The following is a 20,499-nucleotide window of genomic DNA, read 5'->3' as shown; positions in this document are numbered from 1 at the left end:
GCCACGGCTCACTTTTACCTGAGGACCGCCAATTACTATGTCCATGACTCCCCGTGAAATCGTCCACGAACTCAATCGCCATATCATCGGCCAGGACGATGCCAAGCGCGCCGTCGCCATCGCGCTGCGTAACCGCTGGCGCCGGATGCAGCTGCCTGAAGAGCTGCGCGTTGAAGTCACACCAAAAAACATCCTGATGATCGGCCCGACCGGTGTCGGTAAAACCGAGATTGCTCGTCGCCTGGCGAAACTGGCCAATGCACCGTTCATCAAAGTCGAAGCGACCAAGTTCACCGAAGTCGGCTATGTCGGTCGCGACGTTGAATCGATCATTCGTGACCTGGCCGACGCGGCGATCAAGCTGCTGCGCGAACAGGAAATGACCAAGGTTCGCCACCGCGCCGAAGACGCCGCCGAAGAGCGCATCCTCGACGCCCTGCTGCCACCGGCACGCATGGGCTTCAGCAACGACGACGCCGCACCATCGGCCGACTCCAACACCCGTCAGCTGTTCCGCAAGCGCCTGCGCGAAGGTCAGCTGGATGACAAAGAGATCGAAATCGAAGTCGCCGAAATGGCCGGTGTCGATATCTCCGCGCCACCGGGCATGGAAGAGATGACCAACCAGTTGCAGAGCCTGTTCGCCAACATGGGCAAGGGCAAACGCAAGAGCCGCAAGATCAAGGTTAAGGAAGCGCTGAAACTGGTGCGTGACGAAGAAGCCGGTCGCCTGGTCAACGAAGAAGAGTTGAAGGCCAAGGCGCTGGAAGCCGTTGAGCAGCACGGCATCGTGTTCATCGACGAAATCGACAAGGTCGCCAAGCGAGGCAACACCGGTGGCGTCGACGTCTCCCGTGAAGGCGTACAGCGTGACCTGCTGCCGCTGATCGAAGGCTGCACCGTCAACACCAAACTGGGCATGGTCAAGACCGACCACATCCTGTTCATCGCGTCCGGTGCGTTCCACCTGAGCAAGCCGAGCGATCTGGTGCCCGAGCTGCAAGGTCGCCTGCCGATTCGTGTCGAACTGAAGGCGCTGACGCCTGAAGATTTCGAACGCATTCTCAGCGAGCCGCACGCATCGCTCACCGAGCAGTATTGTGCCCTGCTGAAAACCGAAGGCCTGGTGATCGAGTTCCAGCCGGACGGCATCAAGCGTATTGCCGAGATCGCCTGGCAGGTCAACGAGAAGACCGAGAATATCGGCGCCCGTCGCCTGCACACGCTGCTTGAGCGCCTGCTTGAAGAGGTGTCGTTCAGCGCCGCTGATCTGGCCAGCGCCCACGACGACAAGGCGATCCTGATCGACGCCGATTACGTCAACAGCCACTTGGGCGAATTGGCGCAGAACGAAGACCTGTCCCGTTATATCCTGTAGGTCACCTACTCTCCCGTAGGAGCTGCCGCAGGCTGCGATCTTTTGATTTTTGACCCTTAAAATCAAGATCAAAAGATCGCAGCCTTCGGCAGCTCCTACAGGGCGCTTCACCAGACGGATGACCGGTCATGACCCAACTCCCCACTGACATCAAACTGCACAAAGCCTCGAAAACCCTGTCGCTGAAATACGCGTCCGGTGAGGAACATCACCTGCCCGCCGAGTTCCTGCGCGTGCACTCTCCTTCCGCCGAGGTCCAGGGCCACGGCAAACCTATCCTGCAATTTGGCAAGATCGGCGTAGGCCTGACCAAGGTAGAACCGGCCGGTCAGTACGCACTGAAATTGACCTTCGACGACGGCCACGACAGCGGCCTGTTCACCTGGGAATATCTGTACCAGTTGGGCGTACGCCAAGAGGATCTCTGGAACGATTATCTTGCCGAGCTTAAAGCCGCCGGAAAGACCCGCGATCCGAACGAATCCATCGTCAAGCTGATGCTCTAAATCAGGACTTTCGCTCATTAGAAGGCATTTTCTAATTCCATCTGTTTGAATGCTCCGCTTCCTGGCCGACGATTGGCCTGCTTGCGAAAAAAATTAAACTCGGGTAACCAATGGAGCTGGCAAGGTACCTGCAGTGCTCTCTGAACTAAAAAGCAGCGATGCAGAATTAACGGTCACCCGAGCAGTAGTACCTGGCATTGGCTGTGGACTGCACAGCTGGACCCAGGTACTCGTCTCAGGACAATGGAGCGTCGTAGATGAGTAACAAGAATAACGATGACCTGAAAGTACAGGCCTCGGAAAATACCTTGGGGCTGAATCCGGTCGTTGGACTGCGTAGAAAAGATCTGTTGGGCTCTGCCCGCATGGTGCTGACCCAGGCCATCAAACAACCGATTCACAGTGCAAAGCATGTTGCTCATTTCGGTATCGAACTGAAGAACGTGCTGTTTGGCAAATCCGCGCTGCAACCGACAAGCGATGACCGTCGCTTCCACGACCCGGCCTGGAGTCAGAACCCGCTCTACAAACGTTATTTGCAAACTTACCTGGCGTGGCGCAAGGAGCTCCACGACTGGATCGGCGAAAGCAACCTCTCGCCCAAGGACGTCGCACGCGGGCATTTCGTGATCAACCTCATGACCGAAGCCATGGCCCCGACCAACAGTGCGGCCAACCCGGCGGCGGTCAAACGCTTCTTCGAAACCGGTGGCAAAAGCCTGCTCGACGGCCTTTCCCATCTGGCCAAGGATCTGGTGCACAACGGCGGCATGCCGAGCCAGGTCAACATGGGCGCGTTCGAGGTCGGCAAGAGCCTGGGCGTCACCGAAGGCGCGGTGGTGTTTCGCAATGATGTGCTGGAGCTGATCCAGTACCGGCCGACCACCGAGCAGGTGCACGAGCGCCCACTGTTGGTGGTGCCACCGCAGATCAACAAGTTCTATGTTTTCGACCTGAGCCCGGACAAGAGCCTGGCGCGCTTCTGCCTGCGCAACAACATGCAGACGTTCATCGTCAGCTGGCGCAACCCGACCAAGGAGCAGCGCGAGTGGGGTCTGTCGACCTACATCGAAGCGCTCAAGGAAGCGGTCGACGTGGTCACCGCGATCACCGGCAGCAAAGACATCAACATGCTCGGCGCCTGCTCCGGCGGCATCACCTGCACCGCCCTGCTGGGCCACTACGCCGCGATCGGCGAGAACAAGGTCAACGCCCTGACGCTGCTGGTCAGCGTGCTGGACACCACCCTGGACAGCGACGTGGCACTGTTCGTCGACGAGCAGACCCTCGAATCCGCCAAGCGCCACTCCTATCAGGCCGGCGTACTGGAAGGCCGCGACATGGCGAAAGTTTTCGCCTGGATGCGCCCCAACGACCTGATCTGGAACTACTGGGTCAACAACTACCTGCTGGGCAACGAGCCGCCGGTGTTCGACATCCTGTTCTGGAACAACGACACCACACGGTTGCCCGCGGCGTTCCATGGCGACCTGATCGAGATGTTCAAAACCAACCCACTGATCCGTCCTGACGCACTGGAAGTGTGCGGCACACCGATCAATCTGAAGCAGGTCACTGCCGACATCTTCTCCCTGGCTGGAACCAACGACCACATCACCCCGTGGAAGTCCTGCTACAAGTCGGCGCAACTGTTCGGTGGCAAGGTTGAATTCGTACTGTCCAGCAGCGGGCATATCCAGAGCATTCTGAACCCGCCGGGCAATCCGAAATCGCGCTACATGACCAGCACCGAGATGCCGCTCAAGGCTGAGGAGTGGCAAGAAAACTCCACCAAGCACACCGATTCCTGGTGGCTGCACTGGCAGGCATGGCAAGCCGAGCGTTCGGGCAAGCTGAAGAAGTCTCCGGGCAGTTTGGGCAACAAGGCTTATCCAGCAGGTGAAGCTGCACCGGGCACCTATGTGCATGAGCGGTAATTGACCCTGTGGGAGCGAGCCTGCTCGCGATAGCGGTCTAACAATCAACATCAATGTTGAATGTGATGGCCTCATCGCGAGCAAGCTCGCTCCCACAGTAAAGAAGAGATAAAGACCCAACCCCACAGGGCTTGAAGCATGCCGCAACCGTTCATATTTCGTACCGTCGACCTGGATGGCCAGACCCTCCGCACGGCAGTACGCCCCGGCAAGCCTCACTTGACGCCCTTGCTGATTTTCAACGGCATCGGCGCCAACCTGGAGCTGGTGTTTCCGTTCGTCGCGGCGCTGGACCCGGACCTGGAAGTCATCGCCTTCGACGTCCCTGGTGTCGGCGGTTCGTCGACGCCAAGGCGACCGTATCGCTTTCCGGGCCTGGCGAAACTCACGGCGCGGATGCTCGACTATCTCGACTATGGGCAAGTCAACGTAATCGGCGTTTCCTGGGGTGGCGCCCTCGCCCAGCAGTTCGCTTACGACTATCCCGAGCGCTGCAAGAAACTCGTTCTGGCGGCCACGGCGGCGGGCACGGTGATGGTGCCGGGCAAGCCGAAAGTCCTGTGGATGATGGCCAGCCCACGACGCTACATCCAGCCGTCTCACGTGATTCGCATTGCGCCGATGATCTATGGCGGTGCGTTCCGTCGCGATCCAACCCTCGCCGCCAGCCATGCCGCCAAGGTCCGCTCGGCAGGCAAACTCGGTTACTACTGGCAGCTGTTCGCCGGCCTCGGCTGGACCAGCATTCACTGGTTGCACAAGATCCACCAGCCAACCCTGGTGCTGGCCGGTGACGACGATCCACTGATTCCGCTGGTCAACATGCGGTTACTGGCCTGGCGGATTCCCAACGCCCAGTTGCACATCATCGATGACGGGCATCTGTTTTTGATTACCCGGGCCGAAGCAGTGGCACCGATCATCATGAAGTTTCTCGAGGAAGAACGTCAGCGTGCCGTGATGCATCCGCATCCCGCGCCATTGGGTGGTTAATCGGCCCTGGCTTTTGTTACAAAAAAGGGGTCGGAAAGACGCAGCGCCGCGCAACATTCCGCAACAGCGTCTATGGTGTTCTGGTTCGGTGTATCTGTATTTGGCCTGAAGACGAAGGAGTGTTTATTCATGCGCGAAAAACCAGCGAGGGAATTTTTGCCCACTCCCGCCGCGTTCATCAACGCACAGAGTGCGATTACCGGCCTGCGTGGCCGGGATCTGTTTTCCACCCTGCGCAGCGTTGCCGCCCATGGATTGCGTAATCCGGTGCATACCGCCCGACACGCCTTGAAGCTGGGCGGTCAACTGGGCCGCGTGCTGCTGGGCGAAACCCTGCACCCGACCAATCCGCAGGACAATCGCTTTGCCGATCCGGCGTGGAGCCTCAACCCTTTTTATCGCCGCAGCTTGCAGGCCTACCTGAGCTGGCAGAAGCAAGTCAAACACTGGATCGACGACAGCAACATGACCCCGGACGATCGCGCCCGCGCGCACTTTGCGTTCGCCCTGCTCAACGACGCCATGGCGCCGTCCAACAGCCTGCTTAATCCGCTGGCGATCAAAGAGATCTTCAACTCTGGCGGCAACAGCCTGGTGCGAGGTCTCGGCCACCTGGTCGACGACTTCCTGCACAACGACGGTCTGCCCAGACAAGTCACCAAGCAAGCTTTCGAGGTCGGCAAAACGGTCGCCACCACTACGGGCTCCGTGGTGTTTCGCAATGAGCTGCTGGAGTTGATCCAGTACAAGCCCATGAGCGAAAAGCAGTATTCCAAACCGCTGCTGGTGGTGCCGCCACAGATCAACAAGTACTACATTTTCGACCTGAGCCCGCACAACAGTTTCGTCCAGTTCGCCCTGAAGAACGGCCTGCAAACCTTCATGATCAGTTGGCGTAATCCGGATGTACGTCATCGCGAATGGGGGCTTTCGACGTACGTCGAAGCCGTGGAAGAAGCGATGAATGTGTGCCGGGCGATCACCGGCGCTCGTGAGGTCAACCTGATGGGCGCCTGCGCTGGCGGGCTGACCATTGCCGCGCTGCAAGGCCATTTGCAGGCCAAGCGACAACTTCGGCGGGTGTCCAGCGCGACCTATCTCGTGAGCCTGCTCGACAGTCAGATGGACTCGCCGGCGACCCTCTTCGCCGACGAACAGACGCTTGAGGCGGCCAAGCGTCGCTCCTATCAGAAAGGCGTGCTGGACGGTCGCGACATGGCCAAGATCTTCGCCTGGATGCGCCCCAACGATTTAATCTGGAGCTATTTCGTTAACAACTACCTGTTGGGCAAGGAGCCGCCGGCATTCGACATCCTTTACTGGAACAACGACAACACACGTTTGCCGGCAGCCCTCCATGGCGACTTGCTGGACTTCTTCAAACACAACCCGCTGAGTCATCCGGGTGGTCTGGAAGTGTGTGGCACGCCAATCGACTTGCAGAAAGTCAACGTCGACAGCTTCAGCGTCGCGGGCATCAATGACCACATCACCCCGTGGGATGCGGTGTATCGCTCGACCTTGCTGCTGGGTGGCGAGCGACGCTTCGTGTTGTCCAACAGCGGTCATATACAGAGCATTCTCAACCCACCCTCAAACCCGAAAGCCAACTTCGTCGAGAGCACGAAGCTGAGCACTGACCCACGGGCCTGGTACTACGACGCCAAGCAAGTCAGCGGCAGTTGGTGGACTCAGTGGCTGGGCTGGATTCAAGAACGTTCAGGCGCGCTAAAAGAAACCCACATGGCGCTTGGCAACCCGAACTATCCACCGATGGAGGCAGCACCCGGTACTTACGTGCGTGTGCGCTGACGTTCAACGAACCATTAAGAAGACTGGATGAAAACCCGCGACCGGATTCTCGAATGTGCTTTGCAGTTGTTCAATCAGAAGGGCGAGCCGAACGTCTCCACCATGGAAGTTGCCAACGAAATGGGCATCAGCCCGGGCAACCTCTACTACCACTTCCACGGCAAGGAACCGTTGATTCTCGGACTGTTCGAGCGCTTCCAGGCCGAACTGGCGCCCCTGCTCGATCCACCGGCCGATGTGGAACTTGCACCGGAAGATTACTGGCTGTTTCTGCACCTGATCGTCGAACGCCTGGCCCATTACCGGTTTCTGTTCCAGGACCTGTCGAACCTCGCCGGGCGCTTGCCGAAATTGGCCAAGGGCATACGCAACCTGCTCAACGCATTGAAGCGCACGCTGGCTTCGTTGCTCGCTCGATTGAAGGCTCAGGGGCAATTGGTCAGCGATACCCAAGCGTTGGGGCAACTGGTGGAACAGATCACCATGACGCTGCTGTTCTCGCTGGACTATCAGCGGATTCTTGATCGGGAGGGTGAGGTGAGATTGGTGGTTTACCAGATCATGATGCTGGTGGCGCCGCATCTGCTGCCGCCGATCAAGGTCGCGACCGAGCAGTTGGCGCTTCAATACCTCGAAGAACACGAGTGAATCAGTTGGAACCACCCCTCACCCTAACCCTCTCCCCAGGGGGTAGAGGGGACTGACCGAGTAGTTCATCCGAACTCCATCGACCTGAACTACCGAGTCGATCTCCGGATTTGAAAAGCATGGAGATCGGCTCCCTTTCCCCCTCTCCCCACTGGGGAGAGGGCTGGGGTGAGGGGTGGCTCTGGAATTCACCGCACTCCCCTGCCGCCCCCCAAAAACAAAAACGCCCGACCTTTGCAGGCCGGGCGTTTTCTTGAGCCCTGAAAATCAGGACTGACTGGTTGGCGTCGAAGGAGCTGGCGCAACAGTCGGGGTTACAGCAGGGGTCGGTGCAGTAGCGGAGTTCGATGTGCTGACCGGCGCCGGGGTTGCCGGTTTGGCGGCAGCCACTGCTGGTTTTGGTGCAGCCGCTTTCGGAGCTGCCGGCTTTTTCACCGCTGGCTTCTTCGCTGCGGCAGGTTTTGCCGCTGACTTGGTAGCGGGTTTGGCCGCTGCAGTTTTGGCAACCGGTTTAGCAGCTGGTTTGGCGGCGACCGGTTTGGCCGCTGGCTTGGCTGCTGCAGGTTTCGCTGCGGCAGTTTTGGCAGCCGGTTTAGCGGCAGCTTTAGCCAGCGGTTTGGCAGCGGACTTCACTGCAGGTTTGGCCGCCGCGGTTTTCGCCGCAACAGGCGCGACCTTGGCACCGGTGAGTTTTTCGATTTGCTTGGTCAGGGTATCGACCTTGCTGTGCAGTGCTTTGACTTCATTGCGGCTCGGTACACCCAGGCGCGAAATGGCGCTGTTCAGACGCTTGTCGAAAGCCCCTTCCAGCTCATCCCACTTGCCCAGTGCGCGATCTTTCACGCCGCTGATGCGCGACTTGGCCGACGAAGCAGAGTCCTTGGCAGCATCGACTTTCTTGCCGACAGCGCTCTTGGTGAGCTTCTCGGCTTTCTCGCCGTCTTTAACCAATGTATCGAAGAGTTTGCTGCCGTCAGTGTCGATCTTCGAGTACACGCCTAAACCAGCCAGCCAGATTTTGCGGGAGTAGTCTTCGACTTTCCCGATCCACGAGCTGCCTTCTTTTTCGGTGTTCTTTTTACCAGCCATCCCGTTCTCCTTAAGATTTACGCGCGACGCGTTCGAGCAATGCCGTCAGCTCATCGAGCTTGGCAGAGAGTGTCTCAACGTCATGTTTAGACGGAATGCCGATACGATTCAAGGTACTTGCGACACGCGAGTCAAAAGCCTTCTCGACCTTGTCGAGTTGAAGTTCGACCTTACCTTTGAAAGTACTCACTTCACTCTTGGCTTCATCGATCTCGGCATTGGCCGCTTCAAGCTTCTCGGCAACTACTTTTTTGCCTTTCTTTTCAACAGTTTGACCAGCCTTGATCAGCTCTTGAAAGTACTCGCTGCCCTCTTGGCCGACCTTGGCGTAGGCACCCAGGCCTGCCAGCCAGATCTTGCGGGCATAAGATTTAACGTCGCTCAGAGCAGTTGTCGAAGCGTCGATTTTTTTCTTCAAAATAACTTTGGCCATGGTGCACCTCACGCGCAGAAGGTTTGAGGAACTGCCCGCGAAAGAATCGGGCTCAGGCACAAAGTAGTGAGAATAATTAGAAACGGCACCCTAACAACTGACACAAATCGGTGATGCCTGATGGAAGAGATCGCAGCCTCGTTTCACTCGACAGCTCCTACAAAAGACGGCGGTGTACACCTGTAGGAGCTGTCGAGTGAAACGAGGCTGCGATCTTTTCGGTCTCACACCAACGCTTTATCCAGCGCCTTTTCGATTTCCGATTTGATCGTGCCGCTCATGGCCGACATCAACAAGCCAAGTTCGACATCGACCTTGATCGAATCCTCGCCCACATACACCGCGCCTTTCACACCGGAACGTTTGAGGTTCAGGGTGTCGCCGGACCATTGCGGCTCCAGGCCATATTGATCGGACAGTTTCTGCGCCAACTGGTCGGCCTTCTCGCGGGCCGCTTCCTTACCCAGGCCGTGGGAACGCTCAACACTAATACGGGCCATCAAATGACTCCTGCTTTATGAATACTTTCCTGAAGCATCTTGACCGCTACTGCGGCAAAACGTCCCGGCGGTTACCTATCTTACCTGCAGCCTTGCCAAGACAAAGCAGGCCACCGGGATTAGAATGTCCCGCATTCTCTTTTGGTGACAGCGATATGACTGATCAGCGCAAAGGCAGCGATGCCGAACCCACCACTCACTTCGGCTTCAAAAACGTTCCGGAAAGCCAGAAAGCGGAAAAAGTCGCTGAAGTTTTCCACTCGGTAGCCGCCAAGTACGACTTGATGAACGACCTCCTGTCGGGCGGCATGCACCGTCTGTGGAAGCGTTTCGCGATCGAACTGTCAGGCGTTCGCACCGGTAACCGCGTGCTGGACATCGCCGGCGGCACGGGCGATCTGACCAAGAAGTTCTCGCACCTCGTTGGTCCGACCGGCCAGGTCGTGTTGGCCGACATCAACGAATCCATGCTCAAGGTCGGTCGTGACCGCCTGCTGGATCTGGGTGTGGCCGGCAACGTCGAATTCGTCCAGGCCGACGCTGAAAAGCTGCCGTTCCCGGACAACCATTTCGACTGCGTGACCATCGCATTCGGCCTGCGCAACGTTACGCATAAAGAAGACGCCCTGCGCTCGATGCTGCGCGTGCTGAAACCGGGCGGCCGTTTGCTGGTGCTGGAGTTCTCCAAGCCAACCAACGCGCTGATGTCCAAAGCCTACGACGCCTACTCGTTCGCCTTCATGCCGCTGATGGGCAAGCTGATCACCAACGACTCGGAAAGCTATCGCTACCTGGCCGAATCAATCCGCATGCACCCGAATCAGGAAACCCTGAAGTCGATGATGGTCGAGGCCGGTTTCGACCGCGTGACCTACCACAACATGACCGCAGGCATCGTCGCCCTGCACCGTGGCATCAAACCCTGATGTTGCTGGCCGGCCTGCTCGCCAGCGTTGAACTCGGTCTGAACCGGGTGCTGCGTCTCGACAGCACGGCGTTGCCGCGGCTGGCGCATTTGAGTGGCAAGGTGATTGCCGTCGACTGCCGCAGCCCGGCGCTGCAAGTGTTCATCCTGCCCAGCGACGAAGGCCTGATGCTGGCTTCCCACTGGGAAACCGGCGCCGACTGTACCTTGCGCGCACCGGCCTCCAGCCTGCTGAAACTGGCCATGAGCAAGGACAAGACTTCGGTCCTGCATGCTCCTGAAGTCGAACTCGACGGCGACAGCGGCGTGCTGCTGGAACTGGCGGCGATCCTTCAGGACCTTGAGCTGGACTGGGAGTACGAACTCTCGCGCTGGCTGGGACCAGTCGCCACGCAACTGCTTGGCGGTCACCTGCGCAGTCGCGCACGCTGGTATCAGCAAGGGTTCGCCAGCCTCAATCAGAACCTTGGCGAGTACCTGGCCGAAGAATCGCGCACCCTCGTCGGTCAGCGCGAAGCCGAAGCCCGTTTCAGTGAACTGGACCAGATCAAACTCGATCTGGAACGTCTCGAGGCGCGATTCGAGCGCCTTTCCCGATCCCTCGACCCAAGCGATAACGCATGAAGCTGCTTGCCGTCCGCCGTTTGTTGCGCATCCAGCGCGTTGTGATTCGCTACCGCCTCGATGACCTGCTGTTCGCCCTGCCACTGCCATGGTTTCTGCTGGCGCTGCGCTACGCCTTGCCGTGGCGCTGGTTCCCGCGCAAGACGCTGGACCTGAGCCGTGGCGCGCGATTGCGTCTGGCATTGCAGGACCTGGGACCGATTTTCATCAAGTTCGGGCAAATCCTGTCCACCCGCCGCGACTTGCTGCCGGAAGACATCGCCGATGAGCTGATGAAGCTGCAGGACCGCGTGCCGCCGTTCGACTCGCAAGTGTCGGTCAATCTGATCGAAGAACAGCTCGGCAAAAAGATCAGTGAAGTCTTCAGCCGCTTCGACGTCGAGCCGCTGGCCTCGGCCTCGGTGGCGCAAGTGCATGCCGCGCAGCTGAAAACCGGCGAAGAAGTGGTGGTCAAGGTCATCCGCCCGGGACTGAAACCGATCATCGCGCAGGATCTGGCGTGGCTGTTCATCCTCGCCCGCGCCGCCGAAAAACTCTCGGCCGACGCGCGCCTGCTGCACCCGGTGGACGTGGTCCAGGACTACGAAAAAACCATCTACGACGAACTCGACCTGCTGCGCGAAGCGGCCAACGCCAGCCAGTTGCGGCGTAACTTCGACGGCTCGGAGCTGCTCTACGTGCCGCAAGTCTATTGGGACTGGTGCCGGCCGAAAGTGCTGGTGATGGAGCGCATCTACGGCATTCAGGTCACCGACCTGACGACCCTGGCCGACCAGCGCACCGACATGAAAATGCTCGCTGAGCGCGGTGTCGAGATCTTCTTCACCCAGGTGTTCCGCGACAGCTTCTTCCATGCCGACATGCACCCCGGCAACATTTTCGTCAGCACCGTGAACCCGTGGAGCCCGCAGTACATTGCGATCGACTGCGGCATCGTCGGCAGCCTGACCCCGGAAGACCAGGACTACCTGGCGCGCAACCTGTTCGCGTTCTTCAAGCGTGATTACCGTCGCGTCGCGCAGCTGCACATCGATTCGGGCTGGGTACCGGCGGAAACCAAACTCAACGAATTCGAGGCGGCGATCCGCACCGTGTGCGAGCCGATCTTCGAAAAACCGTTAAAAGATATTTCCTTCGGTCAGGTGCTGATGCGCCTGTTCCAGACCGCCCGACGCTTCAACATGGAAGTGCAGCCGCAGCTCGTTTTGCTGCAAAAAACCCTGCTGAACATCGAAGGCCTGGGCCGTCAGTTGTACCCGGACCTCGATTTGTGGAACACCGCCCAGCCGTTCCTCGAACGCTGGATGCGTGAGCGCGTCAGCCCCAAAGCCTTGATCGGCAACGTGCAGAGCCAGTTCGAACAGCTGCCGCACCTGGCCAACATGGCCCGCGACCTGCTCGAGCGCATGTCCCAGCCCCACGCCTACGACCCGCCGCCACCGTGGCACCGCCGCAAGGACGATTGGCTGCTGCGACTGCTCGGCTGTGCGCACCTGGCCGGCGGCACCATACTCGCTGCCGGTGGGCCGCTGAACGAACTGGGTCATTGGCCGGCCGGGATCATGGTGGCCGTCGGCTTGTATCTGGTCGTTCGCCGATAGCCAGAGCTCCCGCGCGCTGGCACACTGTTTCAACGCCTGCCCGACTAATGAAGTGTCGGGCCCGCTGTCGGAGTCGAAGATGAAAAACTGGCTGGACGAGATCAAGTGGGACGCTGATGGCCTGGTGCCGGCGATTGCCCAGGATCACAAGACCGGGCGCGTCCTGATGATGGCCTGGATGAACCGTGAAGCGCTGGAACTGACCGCTGCCGAGAACCGCGCCATTTACTGGTCACGTTCCCGTGGCAAGCTGTGGCGCAAGGGCGAAGAGTCCGGCCACGTGCAAACCCTGCATGAGATGCGCCTGGACTGTGACGCCGACGTGATCATCCTGATGGTCGAGCAGATCGGCGACATCGCTTGCCATACCGGCCGTCAGAGCTGCTTCTACCGCGTCTTCGAGAACGGCGACTGGAAAACCGTCGACCCGGTTCTGAAAGACCCGCACGCTATCTATTCCGCAGGACACAGCCATGAGTGACACTCTGACCCGTCTGGCCGAAGTGCTGGAAGAGCGCAAAGGCGCCGCCGCCGACAGTTCGTATGTCGCCAGCCTGTACCACAAGGGCTTGAACAAGATTCTGGAAAAAGTCGGCGAAGAGTCGGTCGAAACCATCATTGCCGCCAAGGATGCCGCCATCAGCGGTGACTGCAGCGATGTGATCTACGAAACCGCCGATTTGTGGTTCCACAGCATGGTCATGCTCGCCCAACTGGGGCAGCATCCACAGGCTGTACTCGATGAACTGGACCGTCGTTTCGGTCTGTCCGGACACGCCGAGAAAGCCTCGCGTCCGTCCGCCTGAACAACTATTAGAGAGGAGCAGCGACATGGGCATTTTTGACTGGAAACACTGGATCGTCATCCTGGTTGTTGTCGTGCTGGTGTTCGGCACCAAGAAACTGAAAAACCTCGGCACTGACGTGGGTGAGTCGATCAAGGGCTTCAAGAAAGCCATGAACGACGACGAAAAGCCGGCCGACCCGGCAGCGACCCCGGTTCCGCCTGTTCAGCCACAGACCACGCAGTCCGTGAACCAGCCGCACACCATCGACGTGCAGGCGCAAAAAGTCGAAGAGCCGATCCGCAAAGACGTGTGAGCACTGACTAATGTTTGGTATCAGCTTCTCTGAACTGCTGCTCGTCGGCCTCGTGGCCCTGCTGGTGCTGGGTCCCGAGCGTTTGCCGGGTGCTGCGCGCACCGCCGGCCTGTGGGTCGGCCGTCTGAAGCGCAGCTTCAACGCGATCAAACAGGAAGTTGAACGTGAAATCGGTGCCGACGAGATTCGTCGGCAGCTGCACAACGAGCACATTCTGTCGCTGGAGCAGGAGGCGCGGAAGATTTTCACGCCGACTCAGCAGGAGGCTACGCCGGTTCAGCCGGTTGAGCCTGTGGCGGAGCAGACGATTCATGCTCCAGTCGCCGAGCCAACACCTGTGGTAGCGGCTGTCGAATCCGCGCCCGTTGTTGCAGCGCCCCCGGTTGAACCCGTTACGCCTGCGGCTGCGCCTGTTGCGCCGGCCCCTCATGACCCAACATTGCCGCCGCGAGCCCCATGAGCGATCTTCCCGAAAATGACCAGCACATGCCGCTGGTTTCGCACCTCACCGAGTTGCGTACCCGTCTGCTGCGTTGCGTAGCGGCGATCTTCATCATCTTCGCCGGGTTGTTTGCCTTCACCCAGCAGATCTACACCTTCGTCTCCACGCCGCTGCGCGCGTACCTGCCGGCCGGCGCGACGATGATCGCCACCGACGTGTCGTCGCCGTTCCTGACGCCACTGAAGTTGACCATGATGGTCTCGCTGTTCCTGGCGATCCCGGTGATCCTGCATCAGATCTGGGGCTTCATCGCACCGGGCCTGTACAAGCATGAGAAACGCATTGCGGTGCCGCTGCTGGTGTCCAGCATCCTCCTGTTCTATACCGGCATGGCGTTCGCCTATTACCTGGTGTTCCCATTGATCTTCAAATTCTTCGCCGCCGCCACCCCGGCCGGCGTGGAAATGATGACCGACATCACCAGCTACCTCGATTTCGTCATGACGCTGTTCTTCGCCTTCGGCGTGGCGTTTGAAATTCCGGTGGCCGTGGTGCTGCTGGTGTGGATCGGCGTGGTCGACGTCAAATACCTGAAGAAGATCCGCCCGTACGTGGTCATCGGTTGCTTCGTGGTCGGCATGATCCTGACGCCACCGGACATCTTCTCGCAGACACTGTTGGCCGTACCGATGTGGCTGCTGTTTGAAATTGGCATCCTGTTCGGCAGCCTGGTCAGCAAGCGCGGCGAGCACCCTGACGACCAACCGGCCGACGATCACAACGACCAGCCGCCAGCGACTCAACCGTGAACCTGCTGCTGCTCGAAGAGGCCGATTTCATTGCGGCCGACCGGGCGATCCTGCGCGATCGCCGGTTGACGCACATGCAGGAAGTCCACCGCTCCGTTGTCGGCGACAGCCTGCGGGTCGGGCGCATCGGCGGACTGATGGGCTCGGCCGAACTGCTGCGCCTGGACGCCGATGAAGCCGAACTGCGCGTCACGCTCGACCAGCCACCTCCGGCCAAGCTGCCGCTGACCCTGGTGCTGGCCCTGCCGCGGCCGAAAATGCTCCGTAGGGTGTTTCAGACCGTGGCGGCCATGGGTGTGCCACGAATCATTCTGGTGAACAGCTATCGCGTCGAGAAGAGCTTCTGGCAAACGCCGTTCCTGGAGCCCGAGGCGATTCGCGAGCAACTGATCCTCGGCCTCGAACAGGCCCGAGACAGCGTGCTGCCGGAAATCGTCATCGAGAAACGCTTCAAGCCATTCGTCGAGGACCGTCTGCCGGCGATTACCGACGGCACCCTCGGCCTGGTCGGCCACCCTGGCCATTACCCGCCCTGCCCTCGCGGCCTGGACGAACCGGTGACCCTGGCCATCGGCCCCGAAGGCGGCTGGATTCCCTACGAAATCGACCTGCTGGGCAAGGCCGGCCTGCAACCGGTGCAGCTCGGCGACCGCATCCTGCGGGTCGAAACCGCCGTCACTGCACTGCTCGCCCGCCTCTTCTAATCCCTATAGATTCCCGGCTGCCTGCCGATACAGTCCCCATAAAACCAACGAATGGTTCGAGGGAGTTGCAGCATGTACCGATGGCTAGCCGAGAAATTGGGGAACGTCAGCGTCAATCGCAAACTGGGTGTCGGCTTCGGTCTGGTGCTGCTGCTTACCTTGTTGATCACTTTCACCGGCTGGACCGGCCTGAGCGGTGTGATGAGTCGTGGCGATAAGCTGGGGTTTATTGCCAGCCTCAATGACCTGACCAAAGACCTGCGCCTGGCCCGTCTGGATTACGAAATGCGTCGTGGCGAACAAGGCCCCGGTGCGGTCAACGACCTGCTCGGCCAACTCGATACCGGCCTGAAAACCGCGCGCACGTTGATCGAACAACCGGCCGACGTGGCCATGATCGACCAGCAACTGGCCGCCGTCAGTGAGTACAAACAAGCCTTCACCGCCATGACCCAGGCCGGCGCCAACCGCGAAGACGCCCGCGGCAAACTCGGCGCCACCGCCGACAACGCCGTGGCCCGTGTCGCCGAAGTCGAAAAATCCATGCTGCAAGGTGACAGCGTCGCCGATTTCAACAGCGTCATCGACCTGAGCAAACTGATCCAGCAAGCGCGCTTCCAGGTTCGCGGTTATACCTACAGCGGCAAAACCGAGGCCGAGCAACCAGCGCTGGACGCCATCGACAACGCGTTGAAAAACCTCGAAAGCCTGCCCTCCAAACTGCCGGAACAGCACATTGCCAACCTGCAGCAGGCGACTGACTCGCTCAAGGCCTATCGCGCCGCCGTCAGCCAGTTCCGCGACTCTCAGGTTGCCAGCGCCGCGGCCCTCCAACGCATGGCCGTACAAGGCGACATCCTGCTCGACGTCAGCAAAAAACTCACCGTGTCGCAAACCATCGTCCGAGACACCGACGCCGCGCACGCCAAAAACCTCCTGCTGCTGGCCACCGTCCTGGCGCTGGCCTTCGGCCTGCTTGCCGCGTGGGCGATCACTCGCCAGATCGTGATCCCCCTGAGCCAGACCCTCAAAGTGGCGGAGCGTGTTGCTGCCGGCGACCTGACCCAAAACCTTATCTCTGAGCGTCAGGACGAACTCGGTCAGCTACAGCGCGCCATGCAGAGCATGACCCTGGGCCTGCGCGAGTTGATCGGCGGCATCAGTGACGGCGTCACGCAAATCGCCAGCGCTGCCGAAGAGCTGTCGGCAGTCACTGAGCAGACCAGCGCCGGGGTCAACAGCCAGAAGGTCGAGACCGACCAGGTGGCCACCGCCATGAACGAAATGACCGCCACCGTGCAGGAAGTCGCGCGTAACGCCGAAGAAGCCTCCGAAGCCGCCGTCGCTGCCGACCAGCAGGCCCGCGAAGGTGACAAAGTAGTTGGCGAAGCCATCGCCCAGATCGAGCGACTGGCCAAAGAAGTCGGCAATTCCACCGAGGCCATGGGTCATCTCAAACGCGAAAGCGACAAGATTGGCAGCGTGCTCGACGTGATCAAATCCGTAGCCCAGCAAACCAACCTGCTGGCCCTCAACGCCGCCATCGAAGCCGCGCGTGCCGGTGAGGCCGGACGTGGTTTTGCGGTGGTCGCCGACGAAGTCCGCAGCCTGGCCCAGCGCACCCAGAAGTCCACCGAAGAAATCGAAGAGCTGATCGTCGGCCTGCAAACCGGCACCCAGCAAGTGGCGACCATCATGGACAACAGCCGCAGCCTGACCGACAGCAGCGTCGAACTGACCCGCCGCGCCGGCGGCTCGCTGGAAAGCATTACCCGCACCGTCTCGGCGATTCAGTCAATGAACCAGCAGATTGCTGCAGCGGCCGAGCAGCAGAGCGCGGTGGCTGAAGAGATCAACCGTAGCGTGCTGAACGTGCGCGATGTGTCCGAGCAGACCTCGGCTGCCAGTGAAGAAACCGCGGCGTCCAGCGTTGAGCTGGCACGGTTGGGGACGCATCTGCAGATGCTGGTGGGGCGGTTCAAGGTTTAAGGTGATGCGAGTGCCTCGATTCGCTTGGAACCGGGGGGATGCATTCGCGAGCAAGCCCGCTCCCACAGTAGATTTTCGGTGAACACATTTCTTGTGCCCAACCAGATCCACTGTGGGAGCGGGCTTGCTCGCGAAAGCGGTCTGACAAACGCTGAAGTTAGAGAACCTGCCGCAAGAAGGCCTGCGCTCGCGGATCCTTCGGCGCATCGAAGAATTCGGCCGGTGAAGCGTCTTCCAGCAATTTGCCGTGATCGAAGAACAGCACCCGATCCGCCACTTCCCGGGCGAAGCCCATTTCGTGGGTGACACAAACCATGGTCATGCCTTCCACCGCCAGGGTTTTCATCACGTCCAGCACTTCGCCGACCATTTCCGGGTCGAGCGCCGAGGTCGGCTCATCGAACAGCATGACCTTCGGCTCCATGGCCAATGCCCGGGCGATGGCCACTCGCTGTTGCTGACCGCCGGAAAGACGCGACGGAAACTCGTTGGCCTTCTGTGCAATACCAACCTTCTCCAGCAACGCCAAGGCCTTGGCCTCGCGCTCCTTCTTGCCGCGCTTGCGCACGACTTTCTGGGCCAGGCAGAGGTTTTCCAGCACGGTCATGTGCGGGAACAGGTTGAAATGCTGGAACACCATGCCGACTTCACGGCGATAGGCATTCACATCGGTTTTCGGGTCGGCGAGTTGCAAGCCGTCGATGCTCACCGAGCCCGAGTCGAACTCTTCCAGGCCGTTGAGGCAGCGCAGGAAAGTCGACTTGCCGGAACCGGACGGACCGATCACCACCAGCACTTCGCCCTTGGCCACGTGCGTCGAGACGTTATCCACCGCGCGAACCACGTGGCCGCGGGTGTCGAAAACTTTTACCAGATCGCGGACTTCAATCACTTTGCGCGAGCCTCCGCTCAAGCCGGCTGGCGATTTTCGACAGCGGCAGGTTGATCAACAGGTACAGACCGGCCACGCAGAACAGGATTTCGAACGGCGAGAACGAGGTGGTGATGACTTCGCGACCGCTTTTGAGCAGCTCGGTAATGGCGATCACCGACACCAGCGAGGTGTCCTTGACCAGACTGATGAACTGACCGGCCAGCGGTGGCAGCACTCGTTTGAACGCTTGCGGCAGCACCACGTGGCGCATCGACTGACCGGCGCTCAGACCCAGGGAGCGCGCGGCTTCGTTCTGGCCACGGGCGATGGATTGCACGCCGGAACGGATGATTTCCGCCACATAAGCGCCGGTGAACAGCGACAGCGCGGCGATACCGGCGAACTCCCGGGAGAGGTTCATCACGGTGCCGATGAAGAAGTAGAAGATGAAGATCTGCACCAGCAGCGGCGTACCGCGGACCAGTTCGACGTAGACCGTCGAGAGATCGCGCAGGGTCGGGTTGTTCGACAGTCGGCACAGGCCCGTGGCGAGGCCGATCAGCAGACCGAGCACTCCTGAAACCACGGACAACCACAAGGTGGTCCAGAGCCCCCACATCAGCGGTCCGGCGGCCCAATGGCGGGTCACGCCGATCACGTCGCCTTCGGCCACGTCATCACCTTGGGCGACTTGCAGGCTGTTGTCGTCGACGGTCAGGTGCTGCTCGACGCCGGCATCATTGCGAAGGGTGACTTCAGCCTTGTCGCCCTTGCGCACCAGTTCGCTGACGGTGGAGATATCGGCGGCACGCTGGGATTCTTCGGCGTGGTAGGCGAAGTATTGCGGCACACGGTTCCAGCGCCATTCGTAGGACATCAGCGAGGTGGCGTAATACAACGCGCCGGCCAGGCCGATCAGCAGCAGCACGGTTAACACGTGCCACGGCCATTGGGCTTTTTTCTGTTTCATTGAGTCTTAAAGTTCCGAATTCTGTGTCGCCAAGGACGGCGCCATCGCGAGCAAGCTCGCTCCCACAGGGTCTGTGCCGGACACAATGATTGTGTTCACACTGATCAACTGTGGGAGCGAGCCTGCTCGCGATTGGGGCGACGCGGTCTGTCTGACCGAGCCTTATTCCATGTCCTTGAGCCAAGCGGTGTCTTTGAACCACTTGTCATGGATGCGGTCGTAGGTGCCGTCTTCGTGGATCTGGCGCAGGAAGTTATTGATGAAGTTGATGCTGTCGTAGTCACCCTTCTTCAGACCGAAGGCCAGCGGTTCGTAGGTGAACGGCTTGTCGAGGAACACCAGTTTGCCGGCACCGACCTTGTTCACGGCCACGACGTTGTAAGGCGCGTCGTAGATGAAGGCGTCGGCCTTGCCGTTGACCACGTCGAGCACGGCTTCCTGCTCGTTGTCGTAGCCATGGTAGTTGGCTTTGGAGATGAGCTTTTTGGCCACCATCTCGCCGGTGGTGCCGAGCTTGGAAGTGATGCGGTAGTCGGCGGTGTTCAGGTCTTTATAGGACTTGATGGTGCCTTCCAGCTCCTTACGGATCAGCAGGGTCTGGCCCACCACGATGAACGGTTCGCTGAAGTTCAGGCGCAGGTTGCGTTCCTGGGTCAGGGTCATGCCGCTGCCGATCATGTCGAACTTGTCGGTGAGCAAGGCCGGGATGATGCCGTCGTAGCCGGTGGAAACTATCTCCAGCTTGACGCCCATGGCCTTGGTCATGGCTTTGAGGATGTCGACTTCGAAGCCGATGATCTCGCCGCGCTTATTGGTCATTTCGAACGGCATGTAGGTCGGGTCCATGCCGACTTTCAGCGTGCCGCGCTTGACCGCGTCATCGATGGCACCGGCCTGCGCCGTGTTGACTGCAACCAATGCCGTGACGCCGACCAGCAGCATCGAGAGATACTTCTTCATCATCAAGTCCCCAAAACTATCGCGTTGTGAGGCGCGCAAACTGCGGATTTCCCTTGGAAAACCGGCAGATACGAACAGAAAGTTGTCCGGGCGCACCAATTCGGGGACGGATGCTAACGCACTCGTTCGTTTGCACAAGGGTTTGGTTGGGATTTGTTGTGAATTCAAGAGCCACCCCTCACCCCAGCCCTCTCCCCACGGGGG

General features: G+C 59.7%; 22 protein-coding genes and 1 pseudogene. 17 read left to right on the top strand and 6 right to left on the bottom strand.

Going from position 1 to position 20,499, the window contains the following annotated elements:
* Window positions 1–37: 37 nt before the first annotated feature.
* The 6 genes from hslU to ACYZTZ_RS30010 all read left to right on the top strand — a co-directional run bounded on the left by hslU (window position 38) and on the right by ACYZTZ_RS30010 (window position 7,274).
* Entirely contained in the window at window positions 38–1,378 is a 1,341-nt protein-coding gene (hslU, locus tag ACYZTZ_RS30035) for an ATP-dependent protease ATPase subunit HslU (RefSeq protein WP_462000523.1), read from the top strand.
* Window positions 1,379–1,506: 128 nt separating this feature from the next.
* Window positions 1,507–1,884, top strand: a complete 378-nt coding sequence (locus ACYZTZ_RS30030; protein ID WP_008149540.1) for a gamma-butyrobetaine hydroxylase family protein — start codon at window positions 1,507–1,509, stop codon at window positions 1,882–1,884.
* Between the two features lie 257 nt (window positions 1,885–2,141).
* Window positions 2,142–3,821 carry a class II poly(R)-hydroxyalkanoic acid synthase gene (phaC, locus tag ACYZTZ_RS30025; protein WP_150656730.1) on the top strand — a complete coding sequence of 560 codons (1,680 nt, stop codon included), beginning with the start codon at window positions 2,142–2,144 and terminating at the stop codon, window positions 3,819–3,821.
* A 138-nt stretch (window positions 3,822–3,959) separates the two neighbouring features.
* Complete coding sequence (gene phaZ / locus ACYZTZ_RS30020) at window positions 3,960–4,814, top strand: poly(3-hydroxyalkanoate) depolymerase (RefSeq protein WP_046052139.1); 855 nt, start codon at window positions 3,960–3,962, stop codon at window positions 4,812–4,814.
* A gap of 129 nt (window positions 4,815–4,943) precedes the next feature.
* The gene (gene phaC / locus ACYZTZ_RS30015; protein WP_462000522.1) at window positions 4,944–6,626 is read left to right on the top strand and encodes a class II poly(R)-hydroxyalkanoic acid synthase; all 1,683 of its coding nucleotides are present in this window, start codon (window positions 4,944–4,946) and stop codon (window positions 6,624–6,626) included.
* A 27-nt stretch (window positions 6,627–6,653) separates the two neighbouring features.
* Window positions 6,654–7,274 (top strand): TetR/AcrR family transcriptional regulator, encoded by a 621-nt coding sequence (locus ACYZTZ_RS30010; RefSeq protein ID WP_033055348.1) that lies wholly within the window; start codon window positions 6,654–6,656, stop codon window positions 7,272–7,274.
* 267 nt (window positions 7,275–7,541) lie between these two features.
* Here the strand turns inward: ACYZTZ_RS30010 and ACYZTZ_RS30005 are convergent, their stop codons facing one another.
* From ACYZTZ_RS30005 to ACYZTZ_RS29995, 3 genes are all read right to left on the bottom strand, one after another.
* Window positions 7,542–8,363, bottom strand: a complete 822-nt coding sequence (locus ACYZTZ_RS30005) for a phasin family protein (protein WP_462000521.1) — start codon at window positions 8,361–8,363, stop codon at window positions 7,542–7,544.
* 10 nt (window positions 8,364–8,373) lie between these two features.
* On the bottom strand, window positions 8,374–8,796 hold the full coding sequence (locus ACYZTZ_RS30000; RefSeq protein ID WP_056741155.1) for a phasin family protein: 423 nt from the start codon (window positions 8,794–8,796) through the stop codon (window positions 8,374–8,376).
* A 224-nt stretch (window positions 8,797–9,020) separates the two neighbouring features.
* Window positions 9,021–9,296: a polyhydroxyalkanoic acid system family protein gene (locus ACYZTZ_RS29995; protein ID WP_056741153.1), complete on the bottom strand. Its 276-nt coding sequence runs from the start codon at window positions 9,294–9,296 to the stop codon at window positions 9,021–9,023.
* 155 nt (window positions 9,297–9,451) lie between these two features.
* Between ACYZTZ_RS29995 and ubiE the strand changes: the two genes are divergently transcribed.
* The 11 genes and pseudogenes from ubiE to ACYZTZ_RS29940 all read left to right on the top strand — a co-directional run bounded on the left by ubiE (window position 9,452) and on the right by ACYZTZ_RS29940 (window position 17,491).
* A complete protein-coding gene (gene ubiE / locus ACYZTZ_RS29990) occupies window positions 9,452–10,222 on the top strand; it encodes a bifunctional demethylmenaquinone methyltransferase/2-methoxy-6-polyprenyl-1,4-benzoquinol methylase UbiE (RefSeq protein ID WP_007948968.1) in 771 nt (256 codons plus the stop codon).
* A complete protein-coding gene (locus ACYZTZ_RS29985; protein WP_111449382.1) occupies window positions 10,222–10,845 on the top strand; it encodes a ubiquinone biosynthesis accessory factor UbiJ in 624 nt (207 codons plus the stop codon). Before ubiE ends, ACYZTZ_RS29985 begins: the two co-directional genes overlap by 1 nt.
* Window positions 10,842–12,446 (top strand): ubiquinone biosynthesis regulatory protein kinase UbiB, encoded by a 1,605-nt coding sequence (gene ubiB / locus ACYZTZ_RS29980; RefSeq protein ID WP_046045602.1) that lies wholly within the window; start codon window positions 10,842–10,844, stop codon window positions 12,444–12,446. The genes ACYZTZ_RS29985 and ubiB overlap by 4 nt, the downstream gene beginning before the upstream one ends.
* A gap of 79 nt (window positions 12,447–12,525) precedes the next feature.
* Window positions 12,526–12,927: a phosphoribosyl-AMP cyclohydrolase gene (gene hisI / locus ACYZTZ_RS29975; protein WP_008149521.1), complete on the top strand. Its 402-nt coding sequence runs from the start codon at window positions 12,526–12,528 to the stop codon at window positions 12,925–12,927.
* Entirely contained in the window at window positions 12,920–13,252 is a 333-nt protein-coding gene (locus ACYZTZ_RS29970; RefSeq protein ID WP_008047820.1) for a phosphoribosyl-ATP diphosphatase, read from the top strand. Before hisI ends, ACYZTZ_RS29970 begins: the two co-directional genes overlap by 8 nt.
* Before the next feature lie 25 nt (window positions 13,253–13,277).
* The gene (locus ACYZTZ_RS29965) at window positions 13,278–13,547 is read left to right on the top strand and encodes a twin-arginine translocase TatA/TatE family subunit (RefSeq protein ID WP_046045601.1); all 270 of its coding nucleotides are present in this window, start codon (window positions 13,278–13,280) and stop codon (window positions 13,545–13,547) included.
* Window positions 13,548–13,557: 10 nt separating this feature from the next.
* Window positions 13,558–14,007: a Sec-independent protein translocase protein TatB gene (tatB, locus tag ACYZTZ_RS29960; protein WP_056741145.1), complete on the top strand. Its 450-nt coding sequence runs from the start codon at window positions 13,558–13,560 to the stop codon at window positions 14,005–14,007.
* On the top strand, window positions 14,004–14,798 hold the full coding sequence (tatC, locus tag ACYZTZ_RS29955) for a twin-arginine translocase subunit TatC (RefSeq protein WP_462000520.1): 795 nt from the start codon (window positions 14,004–14,006) through the stop codon (window positions 14,796–14,798). Before tatB ends, tatC begins: the two co-directional genes overlap by 4 nt.
* Window positions 14,795–15,502 (top strand): 16S rRNA (uracil(1498)-N(3))-methyltransferase, encoded by a 708-nt coding sequence (locus ACYZTZ_RS29950; protein WP_046045598.1) that lies wholly within the window; start codon window positions 14,795–14,797, stop codon window positions 15,500–15,502. The genes tatC and ACYZTZ_RS29950 overlap by 4 nt, the downstream gene beginning before the upstream one ends.
* Window positions 15,503–15,553: 51 nt before the next feature.
* Window positions 15,554–16,633: pseudogene (locus ACYZTZ_RS29945) on the top strand (methyl-accepting chemotaxis protein); the annotation flags it as partial.
* Window positions 16,619–17,491, top strand: coding sequence for a methyl-accepting chemotaxis protein (locus ACYZTZ_RS29940; protein WP_375154712.1), 873 nt, complete (start codon window positions 16,619–16,621; stop codon window positions 17,489–17,491). The pseudogene ACYZTZ_RS29945 and the gene ACYZTZ_RS29940, both read left to right, overlap by 15 nt.
* 157 nt (window positions 17,492–17,648) lie before the next feature.
* On the opposite strand, the gene ACYZTZ_RS29935 is transcribed toward ACYZTZ_RS29940, so the two are convergent.
* The 3 genes from ACYZTZ_RS29935 to ACYZTZ_RS29925 form a co-directional block, all read right to left on the bottom strand.
* The gene (locus tag ACYZTZ_RS29935; protein WP_046045596.1) at window positions 17,649–18,383 is read right to left on the bottom strand and encodes an amino acid ABC transporter ATP-binding protein; all 735 of its coding nucleotides are present in this window, start codon (window positions 18,381–18,383) and stop codon (window positions 17,649–17,651) included.
* Entirely contained in the window at window positions 18,376–19,335 is a 960-nt protein-coding gene (locus ACYZTZ_RS29930) for an amino acid ABC transporter permease (protein WP_462000519.1), read from the bottom strand. The genes ACYZTZ_RS29935 and ACYZTZ_RS29930 overlap by 8 nt, the downstream gene beginning before the upstream one ends.
* Before the next feature lie 162 nt (window positions 19,336–19,497).
* Window positions 19,498–20,295, bottom strand: a complete 798-nt coding sequence (locus ACYZTZ_RS29925) for a transporter substrate-binding domain-containing protein (protein WP_462000518.1) — start codon at window positions 20,293–20,295, stop codon at window positions 19,498–19,500.
* Window positions 20,296–20,499 lie beyond the last annotated feature (204 nt).

The organism is Pseudomonas sp. LB3P58 (genome assembly GCF_054897895.1).
Note: the sequence above shows the minus strand (reverse complement) of the source record. Positions and strands in the feature narration are given on the sequence as shown.

Excerpts from the sequence above, each read along its gene's own strand:
- phaC (WP_462000522.1), top strand. The coding sequence starts at position 4,944 with ATGCGCGAAAAACCAGCGAGGGAATTTTTGCCCACTCCCGCCGCGTTC.
- ACYZTZ_RS29940 (WP_375154712.1), top strand. The coding sequence starts at position 16,619 with ATGCAGAGCATGACCCTGGGCCTGCGCGAGTTGATCGGCGGCATCAGT.
- ACYZTZ_RS29995 (WP_056741153.1), bottom strand. The coding sequence starts at position 9,296 with ATGGCCCGTATTAGTGTTGAGCGTTCCCACGGCCTGGGTAAGGAAGCG.
- ubiB (WP_046045602.1), top strand. The coding sequence starts at position 10,842 with ATGAAGCTGCTTGCCGTCCGCCGTTTGTTGCGCATCCAGCGCGTTGTG.
- hisI (WP_008149521.1), top strand. The coding sequence starts at position 12,526 with ATGAAAAACTGGCTGGACGAGATCAAGTGGGACGCTGATGGCCTGGTG.
- ubiE (WP_007948968.1), top strand. The coding sequence starts at position 9,452 with ATGACTGATCAGCGCAAAGGCAGCGATGCCGAACCCACCACTCACTTC.
- ACYZTZ_RS30010 (WP_033055348.1), top strand. The coding sequence starts at position 6,654 with ATGAAAACCCGCGACCGGATTCTCGAATGTGCTTTGCAGTTGTTCAAT.
- hslU (WP_462000523.1), top strand. The coding sequence starts at position 38 with ATGTCCATGACTCCCCGTGAAATCGTCCACGAACTCAATCGCCATATC.
- ACYZTZ_RS29930 (WP_462000519.1), bottom strand. The coding sequence starts at position 19,335 with ATGAAACAGAAAAAAGCCCAATGGCCGTGGCACGTGTTAACCGTGCTG.
- ACYZTZ_RS29970 (WP_008047820.1), top strand. The coding sequence starts at position 12,920 with ATGAGTGACACTCTGACCCGTCTGGCCGAAGTGCTGGAAGAGCGCAAA.
- tatC (WP_462000520.1), top strand. The coding sequence starts at position 14,004 with ATGAGCGATCTTCCCGAAAATGACCAGCACATGCCGCTGGTTTCGCAC.
- ACYZTZ_RS29925 (WP_462000518.1), bottom strand. The coding sequence starts at position 20,295 with ATGAAGAAGTATCTCTCGATGCTGCTGGTCGGCGTCACGGCATTGGTT.
- ACYZTZ_RS29985 (WP_111449382.1), top strand. The coding sequence starts at position 10,222 with ATGTTGCTGGCCGGCCTGCTCGCCAGCGTTGAACTCGGTCTGAACCGG.
- tatB (WP_056741145.1), top strand. The coding sequence starts at position 13,558 with ATGTTTGGTATCAGCTTCTCTGAACTGCTGCTCGTCGGCCTCGTGGCC.
- phaC (WP_150656730.1), top strand. The coding sequence starts at position 2,142 with ATGAGTAACAAGAATAACGATGACCTGAAAGTACAGGCCTCGGAAAAT.
- ACYZTZ_RS30005 (WP_462000521.1), bottom strand. The coding sequence starts at position 8,363 with ATGGCTGGTAAAAAGAACACCGAAAAAGAAGGCAGCTCGTGGATCGGG.
- ACYZTZ_RS30000 (WP_056741155.1), bottom strand. The coding sequence starts at position 8,796 with ATGGCCAAAGTTATTTTGAAGAAAAAAATCGACGCTTCGACAACTGCT.
- ACYZTZ_RS29965 (WP_046045601.1), top strand. The coding sequence starts at position 13,278 with ATGGGCATTTTTGACTGGAAACACTGGATCGTCATCCTGGTTGTTGTC.
- ACYZTZ_RS30030 (WP_008149540.1), top strand. The coding sequence starts at position 1,507 with ATGACCCAACTCCCCACTGACATCAAACTGCACAAAGCCTCGAAAACC.
- phaZ (WP_046052139.1), top strand. The coding sequence starts at position 3,960 with ATGCCGCAACCGTTCATATTTCGTACCGTCGACCTGGATGGCCAGACC.